The organism is Pseudomonas huaxiensis, from assembly GCF_003231275.1.
GTDB lineage: Bacteria > Pseudomonadota > Gammaproteobacteria > Pseudomonadales > Pseudomonadaceae > Aquipseudomonas > Aquipseudomonas huaxiensis.
Genome location: NZ_QKVL01000002.1, coordinates 173,590 through 193,333 on the forward strand (window position 1 = coordinate 173,590; position 19,744 = coordinate 193,333).

At 63.7% G+C, this 19,744-nt stretch carries 18 protein-coding genes; 11 read left to right on the plus strand and 7 right to left on the minus strand.

Features of this window, described 5'->3' with window-relative positions; genetic code table 11:
- Positions 1 to 7: 7 nt before the first annotated feature.
- From DM374_RS04100 to DM374_RS04115, 4 genes are all read right to left on the minus strand, one after another.
- The gene (locus tag DM374_RS04100; RefSeq protein ID WP_110968723.1) at positions 8 to 859 is read right to left on the minus strand and encodes an ABC transporter permease; all 852 of its coding nucleotides are present in this window, start codon (positions 857 to 859) and stop codon (positions 8 to 10) included.
- Positions 856 to 1,707, minus strand: a complete 852-nt coding sequence (locus DM374_RS04105) for an ABC transporter permease (RefSeq protein WP_110968724.1) — start codon at positions 1,705 to 1,707, stop codon at positions 856 to 858. The genes DM374_RS04100 and DM374_RS04105 overlap by 4 nt, the downstream gene beginning before the upstream one ends.
- Positions 1,704 to 2,801: a quaternary amine ABC transporter ATP-binding protein gene (locus DM374_RS04110; protein WP_110968725.1), complete on the minus strand. Its 1,098-nt coding sequence runs from the start codon at positions 2,799 to 2,801 to the stop codon at positions 1,704 to 1,706. Before DM374_RS04110 ends, DM374_RS04105 begins: the two co-directional genes overlap by 4 nt.
- Positions 2,802 to 2,907: 106 nt before the next feature.
- Positions 2,908 to 3,759, minus strand: a complete 852-nt coding sequence (locus DM374_RS04115; RefSeq protein WP_110968726.1) for a glycine betaine ABC transporter substrate-binding protein — start codon at positions 3,757 to 3,759, stop codon at positions 2,908 to 2,910.
- Between the two features lie 581 nt (positions 3,760 to 4,340).
- On the opposite strand from DM374_RS04115, the gene DM374_RS04120 reads away from it, so the two are divergent.
- The 7 genes from DM374_RS04120 (at position 4,341) to DM374_RS33080 (ending at position 11,941) form a co-directional block, all read left to right on the plus strand.
- Positions 4,341 to 5,063 carry a GntR family transcriptional regulator gene (locus DM374_RS04120; protein ID WP_110968727.1) on the plus strand — a complete coding sequence of 241 codons (723 nt, stop codon included), beginning with the start codon at positions 4,341 to 4,343 and terminating at the stop codon, positions 5,061 to 5,063.
- A 92-nt stretch (positions 5,064 to 5,155) separates the two neighbouring features.
- The gene (locus tag DM374_RS04125; RefSeq protein ID WP_110968876.1) at positions 5,156 to 6,475 is read left to right on the plus strand and encodes an NAD(P)/FAD-dependent oxidoreductase; all 1,320 of its coding nucleotides are present in this window, start codon (positions 5,156 to 5,158) and stop codon (positions 6,473 to 6,475) included.
- A 189-nt stretch (positions 6,476 to 6,664) separates the two neighbouring features.
- Positions 6,665 to 7,993, plus strand: coding sequence for an MFS transporter (locus tag DM374_RS04130; protein ID WP_110968728.1), 1,329 nt, complete (start codon positions 6,665 to 6,667; stop codon positions 7,991 to 7,993).
- 41 nt (positions 7,994 to 8,034) lie between these two features.
- A complete protein-coding gene (locus DM374_RS04135) occupies positions 8,035 to 8,937 on the plus strand; it encodes a dihydrodipicolinate synthase family protein (protein ID WP_110968729.1) in 903 nt (300 codons plus the stop codon).
- A 1-nt stretch (position 8,938) separates the two neighbouring features.
- Positions 8,939 to 10,429 carry an aldehyde dehydrogenase gene (locus DM374_RS04140; protein ID WP_110968730.1) on the plus strand — a complete coding sequence of 497 codons (1,491 nt, stop codon included), beginning with the start codon at positions 8,939 to 8,941 and terminating at the stop codon, positions 10,427 to 10,429.
- Positions 10,430 to 10,695: 266 nt separating this feature from the next.
- Positions 10,696 to 11,601, plus strand: coding sequence for a DMT family transporter (locus tag DM374_RS04145; protein WP_110968731.1), 906 nt, complete (start codon positions 10,696 to 10,698; stop codon positions 11,599 to 11,601).
- Between the two features lie 43 nt (positions 11,602 to 11,644).
- Positions 11,645 to 11,941 (plus strand): hypothetical protein, encoded by a 297-nt coding sequence (locus tag DM374_RS33080; RefSeq protein WP_157969654.1) that lies wholly within the window; start codon positions 11,645 to 11,647, stop codon positions 11,939 to 11,941.
- A 25-nt stretch (positions 11,942 to 11,966) separates the two neighbouring features.
- Here the strand turns inward: DM374_RS33080 and DM374_RS04150 are convergent, their stop codons facing one another.
- Both DM374_RS04150 and DM374_RS04155 read right to left on the minus strand, forming a co-directional pair.
- The gene (locus DM374_RS04150) at positions 11,967 to 13,175 is read right to left on the minus strand and encodes a diaminopropionate ammonia-lyase (protein ID WP_110968732.1); all 1,209 of its coding nucleotides are present in this window, start codon (positions 13,173 to 13,175) and stop codon (positions 11,967 to 11,969) included.
- Positions 13,176 to 13,236: 61 nt separating this feature from the next.
- A complete protein-coding gene (locus DM374_RS04155) occupies positions 13,237 to 14,469 on the minus strand; it encodes a Zn-dependent hydrolase (protein WP_110968733.1) in 1,233 nt (410 codons plus the stop codon).
- A gap of 139 nt (positions 14,470 to 14,608) precedes the next feature.
- Here DM374_RS04155 and DM374_RS04160 point away from each other — a divergent pair, with 139 nt between their 5' ends.
- Positions 14,609 to 15,076: an Lrp/AsnC family transcriptional regulator gene (locus DM374_RS04160; RefSeq protein ID WP_110968734.1), complete on the plus strand. Its 468-nt coding sequence runs from the start codon at positions 14,609 to 14,611 to the stop codon at positions 15,074 to 15,076.
- Here DM374_RS04160 and DM374_RS04165 read toward each other — a convergent pair.
- Complete coding sequence (locus DM374_RS04165) at positions 15,073 to 15,816, minus strand: sulfite exporter TauE/SafE family protein (RefSeq protein WP_110968735.1); 744 nt, start codon at positions 15,814 to 15,816, stop codon at positions 15,073 to 15,075. The two genes, DM374_RS04160 and DM374_RS04165, sit on opposite strands and share 4 nt — an antisense overlap.
- 218 nt (positions 15,817 to 16,034) lie before the next feature.
- Here DM374_RS04165 and DM374_RS04170 point away from each other — a divergent pair, with 218 nt between their 5' ends.
- From DM374_RS04170 to DM374_RS04180, 3 genes are all read left to right on the plus strand, one after another.
- Positions 16,035 to 16,895 carry an AraC family transcriptional regulator gene (locus DM374_RS04170; protein ID WP_110968736.1) on the plus strand — a complete coding sequence of 287 codons (861 nt, stop codon included), beginning with the start codon at positions 16,035 to 16,037 and terminating at the stop codon, positions 16,893 to 16,895.
- A gap of 72 nt (positions 16,896 to 16,967) precedes the next feature.
- Positions 16,968 to 17,885, plus strand: a complete 918-nt coding sequence (ppk2, locus tag DM374_RS04175) for a polyphosphate kinase 2 (protein ID WP_095158875.1) — start codon at positions 16,968 to 16,970, stop codon at positions 17,883 to 17,885.
- A 73-nt stretch (positions 17,886 to 17,958) separates the two neighbouring features.
- Complete coding sequence (locus DM374_RS04180) at positions 17,959 to 19,575, plus strand: inorganic phosphate transporter (protein ID WP_110968737.1); 1,617 nt, start codon at positions 17,959 to 17,961, stop codon at positions 19,573 to 19,575.
- The last annotated feature ends 169 nt before the right edge of the window (positions 19,576 to 19,744 follow it).

A 19,744-nucleotide genomic window follows, 5' to 3' on the forward strand; every position in this document is an offset into this window, starting at 1 on the left:
TTTTTCGTCAGGTTGCGGCCCGCACACGCCGCCCTTGCAAGGCGCCGCGGGATAGCCGGTCGAGCAGCAGCGCCACGGCGACGATGGTCAGACCGGCACGCAAGCCAAGGCCCATTTCCATGCGGGTCAGGCCGCGGGTCACTTCCGCGCCCAGGCCACCCGCCCCCACCAGCCCGGCCAGAACGACCATGGCCAGCGACAGCAGAATGCACTGGTTCAAGCCCACCAACAGGGTCGGCATGGCCGACGGCAGCTCGATCTTCAGCAGGATGCCACGCGGCGTGGCGCCCATGGCCTGGCCCAGTTCCAGCAGGTCGCGGGGCACCTGGTTGAACGCCAGGGTGGTCAAGCGCAGCATCGGCGGAATGCCGTAGATGATGGTGGCGAGGATCGCCGGCACCTTGCCCAGGCTGAAGACCATGACGGCGGGAATCAGGTACACCCACGGCGGCACGGTCTGCATGACACTGAGGATCGGCTGCAGCACCGCGTCCAGGCGTTTGGCCCGTGACGCCAGCACGCCCAGCGGAAAGGCGATGGTCACCGAGATCAGCACCGCCACCGTAACCAGGGCGATGGTCTGCATCGACGCCACCCAGAACCCGGAAAGCAGACAGAAACCCAGCATCGCCGCTGCCAGCACGGCGGCGCGCAGGTTGATCAGCACCCCGGCGAGCAGCGCAACCAGGGCGATCATGCCGTAGGCCGGTACCGCCAGCAGCACGCCTTCGATACCGCCCAGCACCATCTCGATAAAGCGGCTGATGGCGGCGAACAGGCCGTGCAGGTTGGCGTTGAGCCAATCCACCGAGGGCGCCAGCCAGGCACCGGGGGAGAACTTGAGATCAGTAAGGTTCATGCTGCGGCCCTCCTGCCGAGACGCGTGGCGCTTTGCGCCATCCGGTCGAGGATCAGGGTGAGAATGACGATGGCGATCGCGGCGTTGATCGACATGGCGATATCCAGGGTGCGGATCGCGCCGTAGATCACTTCGCCCAGCCCGCCGGAACCGACGATGCCGGCGATCACCACCATGCCGAAGGCCATCATCAGGCCCTGGTTGACCCCGGCCATGATGCTCGGCAGGGCAAACGGCAGGCGAATCTTGTAGAACTGCTGCCAACCGTTGGTGCCGCTGGCATGGCCCAGTTCGATAAACACCTTGGGCGTCATGCGGATGCCGAGGGAGGTCAGCCGCACCACCGGCGGGACCGCGACGATAAAGGTGGCGACCAGCGCCGTGCCCGGCCCGTAGCCAAGCAAGGCGATGGCCGGCAGCAGATAAATGTAGGGCGGCAGGGTCTGGATCAGGTCGAGCACCGGCTCGCTGATCCGGTCCAGCGACGGCATCAGGCCGGCGGCGACACCGACGGGAATGCCAACGATCAGCGCCATGCTGGTGGCGGCCAGCACCAGCGCCAGGGTGCTCATGGTCTGCGGCCACAGGCCCATGATCACGCAGAGCACCAGCCCGAGCATGGCGCCCACGGCGAAACGCCAACTGCCGGTGAGGCGCCAGCCGAGCGCGCCGAACAGCAAAATGATCACGTAGAACGGCACCAGCGTCAGACCGCTGTAGATGACCTGATAACCGCCCTGCAATACCGCGTTGAGGCCATCGAAGAACCACGCGCCGTTGTCTGACAGCCACTCCAGCCGCGCATCGACGAACGCATCGAAGGCTGCGGCGAAACCGGAGCCGTTCATAGCGCGGTCTCCAGTTGCGCAGCAGGCTGCTCGACCGCCGGCTGGCCCTGCACGCCACGCAGCAAGTCTTGCTGGGTGATGACGCCGAGCACCTGGCCCTGCTCCACCACCGCCAGCGCATCACCGCCGGAGCTGATCATCAGGTTGATCAAGGCATCCAGGTCGGCATTCGGCCCCGCGCCCGGCAGGCGAGTTGGGTCAAGCTGTGGATGAGCCGCGACGGAGGACATGATCGAGTGCGCCTTGACCAGATGCAGCCGAGAAATCCCCGCAACGAACTCGGCGACATACGCATCGGCGGGCTTGAGCACGATATCCTCAGCGGTGCCCTCCTGGATGATCACGCCGTCTTTCATGATCGCGATGCGGTCACCGATGCGGATGGCTTCTTCCAGGTCGTGGGTGATGAACACCGCGGACTTGCCCAGGGATTTGGTGAGCTGGCGGAATTCGTCCTGCAGTTGCCGACGGATCAGCGGATCGAGGGCGCTGAAGGGTTCGTCCATGAGGATCACTTCCGGGTCGGAGGCGATCGCCCGGGCCAGGCCAACCCGCTGCTGCATGCCGCCAGACAACTCGTCGGGGTAACGCTGGGACCAGTCGCTCAAACCCACCTTGGCCAGCGCCTGCTCGGCGATCGCGTGGCGCTCGGTCTTGCCGACGCCACGCACCTCCAGGCCGAAGGCGGCGTTTTCCAGCACGGTGCGGTGTGGCAGCAAGGCCACGCTCTGGAACACCATGCCGATCTGGCGGGCGCGGGTTTCGCGCAGTGCCGCGGCGTCGAGGGCGGCGAGGTCCTTGCCCTTGATCAGGATCTTCCCGGAGGTCGGGTCGATCAGCCGGTTGAACATACGGATGAGGGTCGACTTGCCGCTGCCGGACAGCCCCATGATGCAGAATATTTCGCCACGCTTGACCTTGAGGCTGACCTCCGAGACGCCGACCACGCAGCCGTAGTCCTGGAGAATCTGCTTCTTGCTCAAACCACGCTCTTTATAAGCACGCATGGCGGTATCGGCGTTCTTGCCAAAAATCTTCCAGACCGATTGGCACTCCACCAATACGTCTTCTGCTACATCGCTTGCTGTGTTCATCTCGCACCCGTCGAACCAGGAATCTGGTTGGCTTTTTTATTACGTTCAGTTCGGCAGTGTTCAAGGCGTTGTCCGGGAAATGCCCCGAACAACGCGGTGTTTCAAATCAGTATTTTTTGATGTTTTCCCAGCGTTTGATCAGGTCGGCGTTTTTCGTCGACCAGTCGGCAACCGCCTCTTCCACGGTCTTGCCGTCTTTCATCGCGCCGTTGATGGCGGTGATATCGGCCAGTGGCAGGTAGACCCCGGCAATCAGCTCACGGGCCTGCGGGTATTCAGCCGAGAAGCCTTTGTGGCCGATCCAGTAGTAACCCTGCGCCGGCGCGAACGAGCCTTTCGGGTCCTTGAGGAATTTCACGTCGAACTTCTGGCTCATCCAGGACGGCTCCCAGGTGGTGACCGCGATCCATTCCTTGCGGTCCACCGCCGACTTCAGCGCGGCGGCCATGGCCGCGGTGCTGCCCTCGAGCAGGTTGAGCTTGAGGCCGTAGTCGGTCACCGCCTTGGCGGCGTCGCTCATCAGACCCGAACCCGGCTCGATGCCGACGATCTTGTTGCCGAACTTGTCAGCATTGGCGTTCAGCTCTTCCAGCGAATCGATGGTCACGTAGCGCGGTACGGCGATCGCCTGGTAAAGGCCGTGGGAAACCGGCGAGATCTTTTCCAGACGGTTCTTGTTCTTTTTCCAGTAATCCTGGGCGGCGTAATCGATCTGCGACGCCAGGATCTGGATATCACCCTTGCCCAGCGCGGCGTAGGCGATGCCCCATTCGGAGAAGTTGGTCACCTTGACGGTGTAGCCAGCATCTTCGAGCACTTTCTTGGTCACGGTGGTGATGGGGGTGAGGTCTTCCCACGAGAGCGTGCCCATGGTGATGGTCTTTTCCTCGGCGTGTGCCTGGAACACCGTGAGACCGACCATTGCGAGCGTACAGAGAGCCTTCCGGAAGAATTTCATTGTTGTTCATCTCCTGGTTGTGGTGCTGGCAGGGCAATGGCTTGCCCATTCATTGTTGTTGGTTTCGAGCACTGCGTGGTTCAGGGTGCAGGCAGTCTCACCTGCATCCGCTTCACAACTTTCTGGCGGGGTATTTCTGGCGCCGGGATCACCGGTTGACCAGGGGAAGTGCCCGCGAACACTGGCCTTGAGGCGAGATTCGCACGGGTTCAGGAGGCGGTCAACGGAATTGTATTCTTTGTGTATACCTAAGGAATTCAAAAAGAATTCATTGAAAGTGCTATTTTCCCCAGTGTTTTCAGGGCTCTGACGCCCTGAACGTTGCCTGAAACCTTGTCGCGGACTGGCATGTCAATGGCGGGAATTGATAAGAGTGCGTCTCGTGGATGCCATAAAGACCCTCTTTGCGGGTAGCTTTAGACCCTGCGCACCAACAAAACCGGGGATCTGACCCTGTCACAGTCACCTCGATCAGCGGGCAGTACCGCTCATCGAAATATCTGTAGACACATTGTCTAATCCTCCCCTATATTCGTTATACAAATTGTAGACACAACCTGATGAGTACAAAAAAGGCTCCCATGAAAGCCCCCGCAGCCGTCTCCCCTTCCATCGCCGATGCCTCCCCGGATCGCAAGGCGCTTCTCTCCGAAGCCCTGCGCCGCCGCATCCTGAGCATGGAACTGGCGCCAGGCGCGGTGGTAGATGAACTGGCACTGTGTGAAGAGTTCGGGCTGTCCCGACCGCCCGTTCGCGAGTTGCTGCGGCAGATCGCCGCCGAGGGCTACATCGAGCTGGAGGCCAACCGCGCCCCGCGTGTCGCCGCCATGAGTCATGAGTCGTTGCGGGCCTTCTTCCTGGCCGCGCCGCTGGTCTACATCGCCACCACCCAGTTGGCCGCCACCCGCGCCACTGCGGCGGAGATCGAAGAGCTGCGCCGGATCCAGGCCCTGTTCCGCCAGGCCATCGAAGCGCAGCACGTGGAAAACCGGGTCATCTACAACGACGAGTTCCACCTCGAAATCGGCAAGATGGCGCACAACGACTACCTGATGCCGAGCCTGCGCCGGGTCCTGATCGACCACGCACGCCTGGGCAAGATTTTCTACCGCCACCCCACTACCAGCGACATGCAGAAAGACCTGGAACTGGCCTGCGACCAGCACGACCAGATCATCGAAGCCATTGCACGTCACGACAAGGAAGCGGCGGGACAACTGATTCGCGAGCATATGGAACTGTCACGCCGGCGCATGGCGGAATACGCCGCACCGGAAGGCATGGAGGTATCGCTCGCGTTTTGAAATACCCCGGAGCATGAAGGTTGGCGAGGTTCGCCAGTCATTTCGGCCTGGGTGGCAACACCGGATCAAACAAGAACAGCCAGGTCCCTGAAATGACAAAAGTAACCTCGTTGCCGGCCGATGATAAATCGTGCGGCTGGTATCACCTGAGCCCTTCGCGCACACCGCGGCCCGCCCATGTCGGCAACCGCAACGCGCGCTGGGTGGTGCTCGGCGCCGGCTATGTCGGCCTCGCTGCTGCGCGCCAGTTGGCGCTGAAGTTTCCTGACGAAGAGATCGTCCTGATCGAAGCGCAGGAAGTCGGCTTCGGCACGGCAGGCCGCAACGCCGGCTTCGCCATCGATCTGCCCCACGATATCGGTGCCGAGGATTACATCGGCGACATCGGTACCGCAAAAATCTCGTTGCGCCTGAACCTCACCGGCCAGAACTACCTCAAGGATCTGGTGGCCGAGCACAGCATCGACTGCCAGATGAAGTTCTGCGGCAAGTACCAGGCCGCTGTCGAAGAGCGCGGCATCGCCGTCCTCGACGCCTACCGCCGCGGCCTGGAAAAGCTTGGCCAGCCCTTCGAAGTGATCGAAGGCGCCGACCTGCCGGACCACATTGGCACCGACTTCTACCGCAAGGCCCTGTTCACCCCGGGCACCGCCTTGATCCAGCCGTCGGCGCTGGTCAAGGGCCTGGCCGAAAGCCTGCCGTCCAATGTCACGCTGTATGAGTGGACGCCCATCACCGATGTCGAATACGGCGCGAAAACCGTATTGCGCCACGCCAACGGCAGCATCACCGCCGACAAGCTGCTGCTGGCCAACAATGCCTTCGGCGGCCACTTCGGCTTCCTCAAGGGCACCATGCTGCCAGTCTTCACCTACGCCAGCCTGACCCGCCCGATGACGGCCGCGGAACAGGCGCGCCTGGGCGGCAAGCCATACTGGGGCGTGATCCCCGCCGATCCGTTCGGCACCACAGTGCGCCGCACCCCGGACAACCGGTTGCTGATTCGCAACAGTTTCAGCTTCAACCCCAGTGGTCGCGCCGACAGCAAGTACCTCGAGCGCTTCATCAGCCGCCACAAGGCCTCATTCGACCGCCGCTTCCCGATGCTTCCGGATGTCGGCATCGAGTACACCTGGGGTGGCGCGCTGGCGATGTCGCGCAACCACGAAAGTTTCTTCGGCCAACTGGCACCGAACGTCTATGGCGCGCTGTGCTGCAACGGCCTGGGCGTCACCCGTGGCACCGCCACCGGCAAATTGCTGGCGGACTGGCTGAGCGGAGAAAGGAGCGACCTGATCGACTTCCTGCTGCGCTCGCCGGGCCCCAACGTCAACCCGCCCCAGCCGTTCCTGTCGCTGGGCGTGAATGCCAATTTGAAGTGGGGACAAATGCGAGCCGGCAAAGAAAGCTGATTCACCCGAAGTTTCAACGCAGTTCTTAATAACAATTGCCGCACTGTCGAAGTGTGGCGATGCGGGTTAGTGCACCCGTAAACAACGTCGCGATGGCCGTTTGCAAGTTCCGGGACTGAAGTCTTTTTTCAGCGCCGCGGACCCACTCGGCCTCAAGAAACCCGACGCTCGATAATGCAGGAAATAATAATGACAACGCCTACTTGTTCAGTTGAAGACGTTCCACTCAATCGCTTTCACCAGTTACTCACCGTGCGTTCCGGCGGCGGTTCGTTCGTCGACGGTTATGTGCTCAGCATCATTGGCGTGGCCATGGTGCAGATGTCCGCAGGCCTGAGCCTCACCGCGTTCTGGCAAGGCATGATCGCCGCCTCGGCGCTGATCGGCATTTTCTTCGGCGGCTTCTTCGGCGGCTGGCTGACCGACCATTTCGGGCGTAAACGGATTTTCTTCGTCGGCCCGATCCTGTTCATGCTCGGCTCGCTGGTGCAGTTCTGGGTCGAGTCCGGCCCGGAGCTGTTCGCCCTGCGCTTCGTGATCGGCGTCGCGGTCGGCATCGAATACCCGGTAGCCACCGCGCTGCTGGTGGAATTCCTGCCGAAGAAATACCGCGGCCCGCGCCTGGCTACCCTGACCATCCTCTGGTTTGCCGGTGCCGCGTTCGCCTACATCCTCGGTCACTTCATCCTCGCCGCCGGTGGCGAGAACGGCTGGCGCCTGGTGCTGGCAAGTCCGGTGATCATCGGCGCGATCCTGTTCGCCGTGCGCATGGGTACCCCCGAGTCGCCGCGCTGGCTGCTGAGCAAGCACCGCCCGCAAGAAGCCGAGGCCATCATCAAGCAGGTGTACGGCAACGGTTTCTCGCTGAAGAACCTGCCGGAACAGCCCCAGGAGAAAAAGACCTCGCTGCTGAGCCTGCTCAGTTCCGGCTACGGCAAGCGCATGTTGTTCGTTGCCATGTTCTGGTCCTGCTCGGTGATCCCGGTGTTCGCCGTCTATTCCTTCGCGCCGAAGGTGCTCGAAGCGCTGAACCTCAAGGGTGACTGGGCGTCCTTCGGCTCGGTGGCGATCACCCTGCTGTTCGTGGTCGGCTGCATCATCGCCACCCGTCTGATCAACAGCATGGGCCGGCGCAGCATGTTGATCCACAGCTTCCTCTGGTCGGGCCTGGCCCTGCTCGGCCTCGGCGCCTCCCACGACAGCTCGCCGATGGCGGTGCTGGTGCTGTTCGGTGCCTACGCCCTGTTTATCGGCGGTGCCCAGGTGCTGCAACTGGTCTACCCCAACGAGCTGTTCCCCACCGAGATCCGCGCCAAGGCGGTCGGCATCGGCACCTCGTTGTCGCGCGTCGGCGCCGCCGTCGGCACCTGGCTGGTACCGATGTCGCTGCAGACCCTGGGCATCGCCCAGACCATGTACGCCGCCGCCATCGTCACCCTGATCGGCCTGCTGTTCGCCTGGGCCCTGGCCCCGGAAACCCGTTCCCTGACTCTGCAACAAGCCGCCTCGCTGAACTGAGCGCGGCCCGAACCTTCCTTGCGTCCCACTGGAGAAAACACATGAAATTCGAAGGCATCTACACCCCCGCAGTCACCCCGCTGAACGCTGACGGCAGCATCGACAAGGCCGGCTTCGCTGCGGTGCTGGACTACCTGGTGGAATCGAAGATCCACGGCATCATCATCGGCGGCTCCACCGGCGAGTACTATGCCCACACCGCCCAGGAGCGCGTCGAGCTGGCCGCCCAGGCCAAGGACGTGATCAACGGCCGCATCCCGCTGATCATCGGTACCGGCGCGATCCGCACCGAAGACTCGGTGGCTTACGCCAAACACGCCAAAGAGATCAAGGCCGACGCGCTGCTGGTGGGCACCCCGCCGTACGCCCTGCCAACCCAGCAGGAAATCGCCGTGCACGTCAAAGCCGTGGACGCCGCCGCCGACCTGCCGATCATGCTCTACAACTACCCAGGCCGCATGAGCGTAAGCATGGGCCCTGAGTTCTTCGACGCGGTGGCCGACGTCAAGAACATCGTCGCCATCAAGGAAAGCTCCGGCGGCATGAACCAACTGCACCGCCTGGCCACTAAATACCCGCACATCTCGCTGTCCTGCGGCTGGGATGACCAGGCCCTGGAGTTCTTCGCCTGGGGCGCGCAAAGCTGGGTCTGCGCCGGTTCCAACTTCATCCCGCGTGAACACGTCGCCCTCTTCGAGGCCTGCGTGATCGAGAAGGACTTCGCCAAAGGCCGCCGCATCATGGCGGAAATGATGCCACTGATGGACTTCCTCGAAGGCGGCAAATTCGTCCAGTCGATCAAGCACGGCGTCAGCCTGAACGGCCTGCGCACCGGCGGCGTTCGCGCTCCGCTGCAAGGCCTGGATGCTGCCGAACAGGCCGCGCTGGCCGATGTGGTCACCACCTTGAAACGCAACATCGCCGCTATCGTCGAGGGCAAGTGAAATGACCGACCTCCTGAGCAAGGAACAGTACGTCGCGATCGCCGCCGGCCTGACGCCGCGCAACCAGGCCTTTATCGACGGTGAGTTCCGCGACGCCATTGGCGGACGCACCTTCATCACCACCAACCCGGCCACCGGCAAACCACTGGCCGAAGTCGCCGCCTGTGACGTGCAGGACGTCAACGTCGCCGTTGCCGCGGCCAAGGCCGCCTTCGAAGACGGTCGCTGGAGCGCACTGAGCCCGGGCGCCCGTAAAAAGGTGCTGCTCAAGTTCGCCCAGTTGCTGGAAGACAACGCCCATGAACTGGCCGTGCTGGAAAGCCTGGACAGCGGCAAGCCGGTCAGCGAATGCCAGAACGTCGACGTGCCGGAAACCATCCACACCCTGCGCTGGCACGCCGAGCTGATCGACAAAATCTACGACGCTACCGCGCCGACCGGTTCCGCCGCCGTGACCATGGTGGTGCGCGAAGCCATCGGCGTGGTCGGCCTGGTTCTGCCGTGGAACTTCCCGCTGCTGATGCTGGCCTGGAAGATCGGCCCGTCGCTGGCCGCCGGTTGTTCCATCGTGGTCAAGCCGGCCAAGGAAACCACCCTCACCGCCCTGCGCGTCGCCGAACTGGCCCACGCCGCCGGCATCCCGGCCGGTGTTTTCAACATCGTGCCCGGCGGTGGCCGCGAAGCGGGTGAAGCCATCGGCCGGCACATGGACGTGTCCATGGTCAGCTTCACCGGCTCCACCGACACCGGTCGCCTGTTCCTCAAATACGCCTCCGAGTCCAACCTCAAGCGCGTGGTGCTGGAACTGGGCGGCAAGAACCCGGCCGTGGTCATGAACGACTGCGAAGACCTCGACGCCGTGGCCCAGTTCGTCACTGCCGGCGCCTTCTGGAACATGGGCGAGAACTGCTCGGCCTCCTCGCGCCTGATCGTCCACCAGGACGTCAAGGACGAACTGCTGGGCCTGATCGGCAAGCACATCAAGGACTGGAAACTGGGCGACCCGCTCGACCCGGAAAACCGCCTCGGCGCCATGGTCAGCAAGGCGCACTTCGAGAAAGTCCGCTCGTACCTGGAATACGCCGCCGAACAGCAACTCAACGTGGTCCAGGGTGGCGAAACCCAGGACGGCGTGTTCGTGCAGCCGACCATCGTCGACGGCGTCAGCCGCGACAGCCGCCTGTTCGTCGAAGAAATCTTCGGCCCGGTGCTGAGCGTGACCAGCTTCGCCACTATCGATGAAGCCATCGAACTGGCCAACGACACCATCTACGGCCTGGCCGCCTCGGCCTACACCGGCAACCTGCGCAACGCCCTGCGCCTGTCGCGGGAAATCCGCGCCGGCGTGGTCACCGTCAACTGCTTCGGCGAAGGCGATGCCTCGACGCCGTTCGGAGGCTACAAAGAGTCCGGATTTGGCGGTCGCGACAAGTCCATCTGGGCGCATGATCAGTACACGGAACTGAAGACCATCTGGATCGACGCTTCGTGAGCTGAAAACGCGGTGCTGTTCTGACGGAGTTCGGCACCACACCCCGGCCACCGCCCCACGCAGGCGGTGGCCGACCCCTTTTCGGTTTCTGTTTCATCTCGCAGTACGGCGAACAAGCAGCACGGCCCATGCAGGCCACTACAACGCTGCGGCGCTGACGGCTTCCGGTCCCGGAAGACCACACATATTCCTATACCCAAAAACCAGTCCGCACGACCACCGGAGAGTGCTCGCGTGCGCACACTTGCACAGACTTTCTACTGCCCATGCTCGCTTCCAACGTTTCAACCCAGGGTGCAACCCTGGGGCATCGCAATGCGCTGATCATCGCCCACCTGGCCGCCGTGTTGTTCGGCCTGACCGGCATCCTCGGCCACCTGATCGACGCCAGCGCCTCGGTCATCACCTTCGGTCGCGCGGCATTCGCCGTGCTCGCACTGGGCGCCGTGGCGCAATTCCAGCGCCGTGGCGTCTTCCATCAACTGAACTGGCGCAAGCTGGCGATGATCGCCCTCAGCGGGGTCATGCTGATGGCTCACTGGGTGACCTTCTTCATCGCCATCAAGGTCGGCGGCGTGGCCGTCGCGACCCTCGGCTTCGCCAGCTTCCCGGCCTTCATCGCCCTGCTCGACCTGGCGGTTTTCCGCGAACGTATCGGCGCCAGCGAAGGCTTGCTGTTGCTGCTGGTGAGTGCCGGTCTGGTGCTGGTGGTGCCGTCTTTCGACCTGTTCGATCAGGGCACCATCGGCTTGCTTTGGGGCCTGGCTTCAGGGTTGTCCTTTGCGTTGCTGGCGATCACCAACCGCCGTGGCCTGCAAGGCATGAACGCGGTGCAAGTGGCCTTCTGGCAAAACATGACCGTCGCCCTGCTGGTCGCCCCGTTTGCCCTCGACAACATGATGGTCCGCGGCCTGAGCCACAGCGACTGGCTGTACCTGGCGATGCTCGGCGTGTTCTGCACCGGGTTGTCGCAGTACCTGTTCGTCAAAAGCCTGGAAGGGCTGGAAGCACGCAGCGCGGGAATGATCATCGCCCTCGAGCCGGTCTACGCCATCGCCTGCGCCTGGTGGCTGTTCGGCGATCAGCCGTCGCTGCGGATGGTCGCGGGGGCGTCGCTGATCATCCTGGCGACGGTGTTGTCGGCATGGGGCAAGCTGGCCCGGACTGAGTGAAGGTCAGAGCCAGCCATCTCCGAACCGGTGTGGCTTGCCAGCGATGGACCTCATCGCCGGCAAGCCGGCTCCCACAAGTTCTGAGCCAAACCTTGAAGTTGCGGTCGGCTCAAAATTTGTGGGAGTTGGCCTTGCCAGCGATGAGGTCGGTACAGGCACCCGTATCGGCTGCAATGGGCCCATCGCCGGCAAGCCGGCTCCCACAAGTTCTGAGCCAAACCTTGAAGTTGCGGTCGGCTCAAAATTTGTGGGAGCTGGCCTTGCCAGCGATGAGGTCGGTACAGGCACCCGTATCGGCTGCAATGGGCCCATCGCCGGCGAGGTATTCGCCGCCCGGTGATGCACCCAGCCCGGAGGGAAAAATCTCAGGCGCCGGGAGTCCAGCGCTGCTGCCGGGTACGTACCGACTCCGCCGACTCGCCTACCAGCTCGGCATAGACGCCCGGCGCGGTGGCGCCTTCGGTGCTGATCAGCAGCACCCGCGAATTGGCGTTCAAGCCAATTTCGGCAGCCAGGCTCGGCGCCTCGGCCAGACGCTGCAACGCGGCCAGCCCGGCCACCGCCGACTCGCCGGCCTCCAGCGGAATGTCACGGGCGCTGCCAGCGGCGAGGCGGCCCATGGCCCGTACCGCGTCGCTGTCTTCGATGGTCATGAAGAAATCCACGCCCGGCTGCAGGAATTTCCACGCCAGCGGCGAGGTTTCCCCGCAGGCAAGACCCGCCATCACCGAGTCCACCGAACCGCTGGCCTTCGCCGCACGCCCGGCCAGGGCGCTTTGGTACAGGCAGTCGGCCTGCTCCGGCTCGACCACGACAAAGGTCGGGCGCTGCTCGCCCTGCAACTCCCACAGGTAGCTGGCGATACCCGCTGCCAGGCCACCGACGCCGCCCTGCAGGAACACATGGGTGAAGCCTTCGGCATGGGCTTCGATGATTTCGGCGGCGATGGTGCCGTAGCCCTGCATCACGTCGCGGGGGATGTCTTCGTAGCCTTCATAAGACGTATCCGAAACCACCCGCCAGCCGTTGCGATACGCCTGCGCGGCCGCCTCTTCCACCGACTCGTCGTAGTTGCCGCTGATCCGCACGATCTTCGCGCCGTAAGCGGCGATGGCCTGTTCCCGTTCGACGCTGACATTGGCGTGCAGCACGATCACGCAGCGGCAGCCGACGCTCTGCGCCGCCGCCGCCAACGCGCGGCCATGGTTGCCGTCGGTGGCACTGATCACGGTGAAGTCGGCCAGGGCATGGCGGTATTCACCGGCTAGCAGCGCCGGCACGTCGAAGCGCTGCTCGGGAAAACGCCGCAGGATCAGACGCACCAGGGCGATCGGCGCGCCGAGGGCCTTGAAACTGCCCAGCGCCGAGCGGCGTGATTCGTCCTTGACCCGCAACTGACCCACGCCCAGTTCGGCGGCCAGGTCCGGCAGCGCGTACAGCGGCGTGGCGCCCCGGTTGAGTCCGGTCCAGTGACTCAGCCATTCGCGGCTTTCCTGAGCGTTGGCGATGTTCATGATGTTTTTCAGCGCCTCGGGGTATGGCTGGCGAGTGGCATTAGGGTTGGCTAACAGCATGAGGCACATCTCCACATTGCAATTGTCGTCATCTGTTTTTGCAGGAGGGTTTCGAAACAGCTCAGGACAGCCGCCGCACCACCACATCCAGCAGCACCTCGGCGCCTTCGATCAGCGCCGCGTCATCGGTGTGTTCCCGCGGGTTGTGGCTGATGCCGCCACGGCTGGGCACGAAGATCATCGCGGCCGGGGCGATACGGGCGATCATCTGCGCGTCATGGCCGGCGCCGGAGGTCATGCGCCGGTGGCTCAGGTCAAGGCGTCGGGCGCTGGCCTCGATGGCATCGGCCAGCCCGGCGTCAAACACCACCGGCTCGAAGCGCACCAGTTGCTCACGGCTGACGCTCACGCCCTCGTCCTGCGCCAGTCGATCAAGCACCTCGGCAAAGCGCTGTTCGGCCTGACACAGGCGCGATTCGTCGGGGTCGCGTAGATCGACGGTGAAAGTGGCCCGGCGCGGAATCACGTTGATCACGTTGGGCTCGAAGGCAATGCAGCCAGTGGTCGCCAGCGTAGTGCCGGCAGAATCCCGGGCGATGGCGCGGGCTTCGGCTACTGCGGCGCAGGCAACGAAACCGGCGTCGTGGCGCAGGCGGGTCGGCGTGGTGCCGGCATGGTTGGCGCTGCCGCTCACCGTCACCTGCTGCCAGGAAATGCCCTGCAGGTTTTCCACCACGCCAATCTGCAGGCCCTCGGCTTCGAGGACCGGGCCCTGTTCAATATGCAGTTCAAGGTATTCATGGGGCACGATGGCGCCGGGTTCCAGATCACCGGCATAACCGATGCGCGCCAGCTCGTCGCCAAGACGGGTGCCGTCGGTGCCGAGGGTGTCCAGCGCCGCGTCCACCGCCAGGCCGCCGGCGTACACCAGCGAGCCCATCATGTCTGGCTGGTAGCGCACGCCCTCCTCGTTGGTGAACGCCGCGACGGTGATCGGCCGCGACGGCAGCACACCCGCGTCACGCCAGGCACGGACCACCGCCAGCCCGGCGAGCACGCCATAGCAGCCATCAAGGGCGCCGGCGTTGGTCACGGTGTCGATATGCGAGCCCATCATCAGCGGCGCTCGTTGTTCGCCGGACGACGAAGGCAAGGTGCCGAAGATATTGCCGATGCGGTCGATGCGCACGGTCAGGCCCAGCTCGTTCATCCAGGCCACCACCTGGTCGCGACCGGCCTTCTCGGCGTCGGTCAGGGCGATACGGGTGCGTCCACCGTGGCGCGGATCAGCGCCCAGTTCACCGAGGATGCGGATCTGCTCCAGGAGCAGCGCGCCATTGAGCTGAAGGTTCATAGAAAGGTCTCTGCGTGCTCGGTTGATCTGTAAATCCTATTTCAACCTAACGCAGTTATTTCTTGATTTTCGGCCTATAAATGAATTTTTATTCCGCATTCGCCCGCCTTCGGGGGGTTTGACCTCAGGAACCCGTTACATGAGCCTGGACCCCTTTGACCTGGCCCTGCTGGACGCCGTCCAGCAGGACGCCACCACCTCGCAACAAGACCTCGGCGCACGGGTCAACCTGTCCCCCGCTGCCGTCAACCGCCGCCTGAAAAAACTCAATGCCGAGGGAGTGGTGCGCAAGACCGTCGCCCTGGTGGACCCGGTTTCCGTGGGCTACGGCCTGACGGTGATCGCCGAAGTGGAAGTCGAAAACGAACGCCTCGACCTGCTCGACGCGATGAAACGCACCTTCCTCGCCTGCCCGCAAGTGCAGCAGTGCTACTACGTGGCCGGCGAGTGCGATTTCGTGCTGATCATGGCGGTGCGCAACATGGAGCAGTACACCGAGCTGACGCGGACGCTGTTCTTCGAAAGCAACAACGTCAAACGCTTCAAGACCCTGGTGTCGATGAGCAATGTGAAGGTCGGGCTGAATGTGCCGGTGGACGGGCGTTAAACCACATGCGGCAGCGACTGGACAATCAGCAACACACCCGCCAGCGCCAGCAAGCCCAGGACGATCTTGCGAAAGGCGATATCACTGAAATGCCGATAGGCGCGGATACCGGCGAAGGTGGGCAGCAGCACCGCCAGCGCCACCAACGGGAACAGGCCGAGGGCTTCAGCGGTAACGGTGCCGGAAACCAGATAGGTGATCATCGTCAGCAACTGCATCCCCAGGTTGAAACCCTGGATCACCGAGCGCTGGGTATCGCGGTCCCAGCCCTTGAGCACCGCCCACAGCGCCGGCGCCGGCCCGGTCAGGCCGCCGATGCCGCCCATCACCCCGCCCAGCACGCCTACGGCGGCGTCGGCCTTGCGTCCGCCGAGGCGCAGTGTCGGCAAGTTGGTGGAAAACAGCATCAACGGGCACCACAGCGCCAACACGATTCCCACCAGCAGGCGGAACACCAGCGGGTCGATGGCATGCAGCAACACCACCCCCAGCGGCACCCCGGCCAGCCCGCCAATCAGCATCGGCACCAGATGCTCGCGCTTCAGCCCACGGCGTAGCGTCCCCGCAGCCAGCACCTGACCCACCAGCGAGCCGCAGACCACCAGCGGCCCGGTCAGGGTCGGATCCAGCGCCCAGGCCCAGACCGCCATGGCCACCAGGCCGAAGTTCGAGCCCGACAGGCCCTGAACGAACCCGGCCAGGGCAGCGCCGAGGATGATGGTGAGGAGCAGTGAATCCATGAAGAAGGGTTCCGGACAAATGGGCAGCAGAATAGGGGCAGGATAAAGGTTGATAAAGAGCCAATTGATCGGGTTTTGACAGGGCCGTTTTGCGCACGCCAATCGCACCCTTGAGCCCAATCCCGATCTCCCCCACCATCGAGCAAATCCGGCTAGGCGCGCCCAGTCGTCAATCACCGATCCTGTGCCTACCGCAAAACCAGCCCACGGTACCCGAGATGTCCAGCGACTCCAGTTACGCCAAACGCTTCGCCACCGTCCTGACCCACATTGCCGACAACCTCGAAGGCGATCTGTCGGTCAAGACCCTGAGCCATCTGGCGAATTTCTCGGAGTTCCATTTTCACCGCCAGTTTTCGGCCTTTGTCGGCGTGCCGGTTGCCCGTTATGTGCAACTGATGCGCCTGCGCCGGGCCGCGCATCGGCTGGTGCAAAGCGCCGGGCATTCGGTGCTGGACGCCGCGCTGGGCGCCGGGTTCGAAAGTCCCGAGGCGTTCAGCCGGGCGTTTCGCCGGGACTTCGGCATGAGCCCCAGCGCCTTTCGCAAGGCGCCGAACTGGCAGGTCTGGAACGCGGTGTTTGCCATCCCTCACTTTTCCAGGAGCATCACCATGCAGGTCAGAATTGTCGATTTCGCCGAAGTCCGCGTTGCCGCGCTGGAGCATATCGGACCTCCGGGGCTGGTCCCGGAGACGGTGCGCCGCTTTATCGACTGGCGCATCCACAGCGGCCAGTCGCCGGTGGCGTCGAGCCGCAGCTTCGGCATGCCGTTCAACAACCCCGATACCACCCCGCCAGAGCACTTCCATTTCGCCGTTTGCGGCGAGATCGACGAGGCGGTAAGGCCCAACGACTTCGCCGTCGGCGAACGGGTCATTCCCGGCGGGCGCTACGCGGTGGTGCGTCATTCCGGGTCGCCCGACCATATCGGCGAAACCATCTACCCGATCTACCGCGACTGGCTGCCCGCCAGCGGCGAAGAGTTGCGCGATCAGCCGCTGTTTTTCCAGTACCTGAGCGTGTTCCCGCAAACGCCGCTGGAGCAGTGGCAGACGGATATTTTCGTACCGCTGAAGTAAGCGCCCGGATTGTCACTTGCCTGCCACGGAGCCTGCCTAACATCGGCGCTATTACCGTGAGCGAGACCGATGATGATCCTGACCGATGACTCCCTGATCCAGCGCATCTACCACGAGCTGATCGACCACAGCGACGAAGAGCTCGAACTGGAGCTGGCCGAAGACGCCGAGAACCTCGACGAACTGTTCGACGAAAACCTTCCGGACAGCCCGGAAAAAGCCGCACGCCGCCGCTATTTCCGCGAGCTGTTCCGGCTCCAGGGCGAGTTGGTCAAGCTGCAGAGCTGGGTGGTCAAGACCGGCCACAAGATCGTGATCCTCTTCGAAGGCCGTGACGCCGCCGGCAAAGGCGGGGTGATCAAGCGCATCACCCAGCGCCTCAATCCGCGGGTCTGCCGGGTCGCCGCCCTGCCCGCGCCGAACGACCGCGAACAGACCCAGTGGTACTTCCAGCGCTACGTGCCGCACCTGCCGGCAGCCGGTGAGGTGGTGCTGTTCGACCGCAGTTGGTACAACCGCGCCGGCGTCGAGCGGGTCATGGGCTTTTGCAGCGACGACCAATACGAAGAGTTTTTCCGCAGCGTGCCGGAGTTCGAACGCATGCTGGTACGTTCCGGGATCCAGGTGATCAAGTACTGGTTCTCGATCTCCGACCAGGAACAGAACCTGCGCTTCCTCAGCCGTATCCACGACCCGCTCAAGCAATGGAAACTCAGCCCGATGGACCTGGAATCCCGCCGACGCTGGGAGGCCTACACCAAGGCCAAGGAAATCATGCTCGAGCGCACCCATATCGATGAAGCGCGCTGGTGGGTGGTGCAGGCGGACGACAAGAAAAAGGCCCGCCTGAACTGCATCCAGCACCTGCTCGACCAGGTGCCGTATGAAGAGGTGCAGACGCCGACCGTGTCGCTGCCGCAACGGGTTCGCCAGGCCGACTACAGCCGCACGCCGACGCCGCAGGCGCTGATCGTGCCGGAGGTCTACTGATTTCGATGTAGACACATCCTGTAACATCCGCTTCCGATAATCACCGGTGCCCTCCACTCACCGGTACCGGAACATGGACACCAGCACGCTCACCGCAACGCCTTCCCCACGCGCCGCGGGCCCTCGCCCGCAGCTCGTGCACAAGCCTGGCCGGCTCGCCTCGGCGAGTTTCTTCATCATCATTGCCGCCGGCATCCTGTTCTCGGCCTGGAGCCTGGTGCGTGACGTCGGCGACATGAATGCCGTGGTCACCACCTGGACGCCCTTCCTGCTACTGGGCATCGCCCTGCTGATCGCCCTCGGTTTCGAGTTCGTCAACGGCTTCCACGACACCGCCAACGCCGTCGCCACGGTGATTTACACCAACTCCCTGCCGGCGCATTTCGCGGTGGTCTGGTCCGGCTGCTTCAACTTCCTCGGCGTGCTGCTCTCCAGCGGCGCGGTGGCGTTCGGCATCATCGCCCTGCTGCCGGTGGAACTGATCCTGCAGGTCGGCTCGTCGGCCGGCTTCGCGATGATCTTCGCCCTGCTGATCGCCGCGATCATCTGGAACCTAGGCACCTGGTGGCTGGGGCTGCCGGCTTCGTCGTCGCACACCCTGATCGGTTCGATCATCGGCGTCGGCGTCGCCAACGCGCTGATGCACGGCCGTGACGGCACCAGCGGCGTGGACTGGGCGCAGGCGACCAAGGTGGGTTATTCGCTGTTGCTGTCGCCGCTGGTCGGTTTCGTCTGCGCAGCGCTGCTGCTCCTGGCCCTGCGCCTGTTCGTGAAAAACCGCGCGCTGTACAAGGCCCCCGAAGGTGACGCGCCACCGCCGTGGTGGATTCGCGGCATGTTGATCCTCACCTGCACCGGCGTGTCCTTCGCCCACGGCTCCAACGACGGCCAAAAAGGCATGGGCCTGATCATGTTGATCCTGATCGGCACCCTGCCCATGGCCTACGCGCTCAACCGCACCATGCCGGAAAGCCAGGCCATCCAGTTCGCCGCAGTGGCCGAAGTGACTCAGCAAGCCCTGCAACGCAGCGTCCCGCTGCCGGCCCCGGCCGATCCACGTCCGGTGCTGGAAACCTACGTGCGCACCAAGCAGGTCACGCCTGAACTGGTGCCGGCGCTGGCCGTCCTGTCGGGTCAGATCGGCGCCCAGGTGAAAGGCTACGGTTCGCTGTCGCGGGTGCCGGCCGAAGCCATGGCCAACGTGCGCAACGACATGTACCTGGCCTCCGAAGCCATTCGCCTGATGGACAAGGACAAGGTCGGCGGCTTCGACGCCGACACCAGCGCCAAGCTGCAAGCCTTCAAGAAACAGATCGACGATGCGACCCGCTTTATTCCGCTGTGGGTCAAGGTCGCCGTGGCTATCGCCCTGGGGTTGGGCACCATGGTTGGCTGGAGGCGCATCGTGGTGACCGTCGGCGAACGCATCGGCAAGACCCACCTTACCTACGCCCAGGGTGCTTCGGCGGAAACCGTGGCGATGCTGACCATCGGCGCGGCTGACTTGTATGGTTTGCCGGTGTCAACGACTCAGGTGCTGTCTTCGGGCGTGGCCGGGACCATGACCGCCAACGGCTCGGGGTTGCAGTGGGGAACGGTGCGCAACCTGCTGATGGCCTGGGTGCTGACCTTGCCGGCGGCGATTCTGTTGTCGGGGAGTTTGTACTGGGTGTTGAGCAAGCTGTTCTGATCCAATGCCGCATCACTGCGGTTCGGCGCCCGACAAGCCAACTCCCACAGGTCCGCTGACATCGCGCACCCTGTGGGAGCTGGCTTGCCAGCGATACCCATGCAACGACAGCGCCCAGCCCCGCAACAGCGTTGTTCCTGCCGGCCTCATCGCCGGCAAGACCGGCTCC

Bases quoted from the DNA above. Each gene is read 5' to 3' on its own strand.
- DM374_RS04125 (WP_110968876.1), top strand. From the start codon at position 5,156: ATGACAAAAGTAACCTCGTTGCCGGCCGATGATAAATCGTGCGGCTGG.
- DM374_RS04105 (WP_110968724.1), bottom strand. From the start codon at position 1,707: ATGAACGGCTCCGGTTTCGCCGCAGCCTTCGATGCGTTCGTCGATGCG.
- DM374_RS04115 (WP_110968726.1), bottom strand. From the start codon at position 3,759: ATGAAATTCTTCCGGAAGGCTCTCTGTACGCTCGCAATGGTCGGTCTC.
- DM374_RS04110 (WP_110968725.1), bottom strand. From the start codon at position 2,801: ATGAACACAGCAAGCGATGTAGCAGAAGACGTATTGGTGGAGTGCCAA.
- DM374_RS04140 (WP_110968730.1), top strand. From the start codon at position 8,939: ATGACCGACCTCCTGAGCAAGGAACAGTACGTCGCGATCGCCGCCGGC.
- DM374_RS04155 (WP_110968733.1), bottom strand. From the start codon at position 14,469: ATGAACCTTCAGCTCAATGGCGCGCTGCTCCTGGAGCAGATCCGCATC.
- DM374_RS04130 (WP_110968728.1), top strand. From the start codon at position 6,665: ATGACAACGCCTACTTGTTCAGTTGAAGACGTTCCACTCAATCGCTTT.
- DM374_RS04180 (WP_110968737.1), top strand. From the start codon at position 17,959: ATGGACACCAGCACGCTCACCGCAACGCCTTCCCCACGCGCCGCGGGC.
- DM374_RS04135 (WP_110968729.1), top strand. From the start codon at position 8,035: ATGAAATTCGAAGGCATCTACACCCCCGCAGTCACCCCGCTGAACGCT.
- DM374_RS04100 (WP_110968723.1), bottom strand. From the start codon at position 859: ATGAACCTTACTGATCTCAAGTTCTCCCCCGGTGCCTGGCTGGCGCCC.
- DM374_RS04160 (WP_110968734.1), top strand. From the start codon at position 14,609: ATGAGCCTGGACCCCTTTGACCTGGCCCTGCTGGACGCCGTCCAGCAG.
- DM374_RS04170 (WP_110968736.1), top strand. From the start codon at position 16,035: ATGTCCAGCGACTCCAGTTACGCCAAACGCTTCGCCACCGTCCTGACC.
- DM374_RS04165 (WP_110968735.1), bottom strand. From the start codon at position 15,816: ATGGATTCACTGCTCCTCACCATCATCCTCGGCGCTGCCCTGGCCGGG.
- DM374_RS33080 (WP_157969654.1), top strand. From the start codon at position 11,645: ATGGACCTCATCGCCGGCAAGCCGGCTCCCACAAGTTCTGAGCCAAAC.
- DM374_RS04150 (WP_110968732.1), bottom strand. From the start codon at position 13,175: ATGCTGTTAGCCAACCCTAATGCCACTCGCCAGCCATACCCCGAGGCG.
- ppk2 (WP_095158875.1), top strand. From the start codon at position 16,968: ATGATCCTGACCGATGACTCCCTGATCCAGCGCATCTACCACGAGCTG.
- DM374_RS04120 (WP_110968727.1), top strand. From the start codon at position 4,341: ATGAAAGCCCCCGCAGCCGTCTCCCCTTCCATCGCCGATGCCTCCCCG.
- DM374_RS04145 (WP_110968731.1), top strand. From the start codon at position 10,696: ATGCTCGCTTCCAACGTTTCAACCCAGGGTGCAACCCTGGGGCATCGC.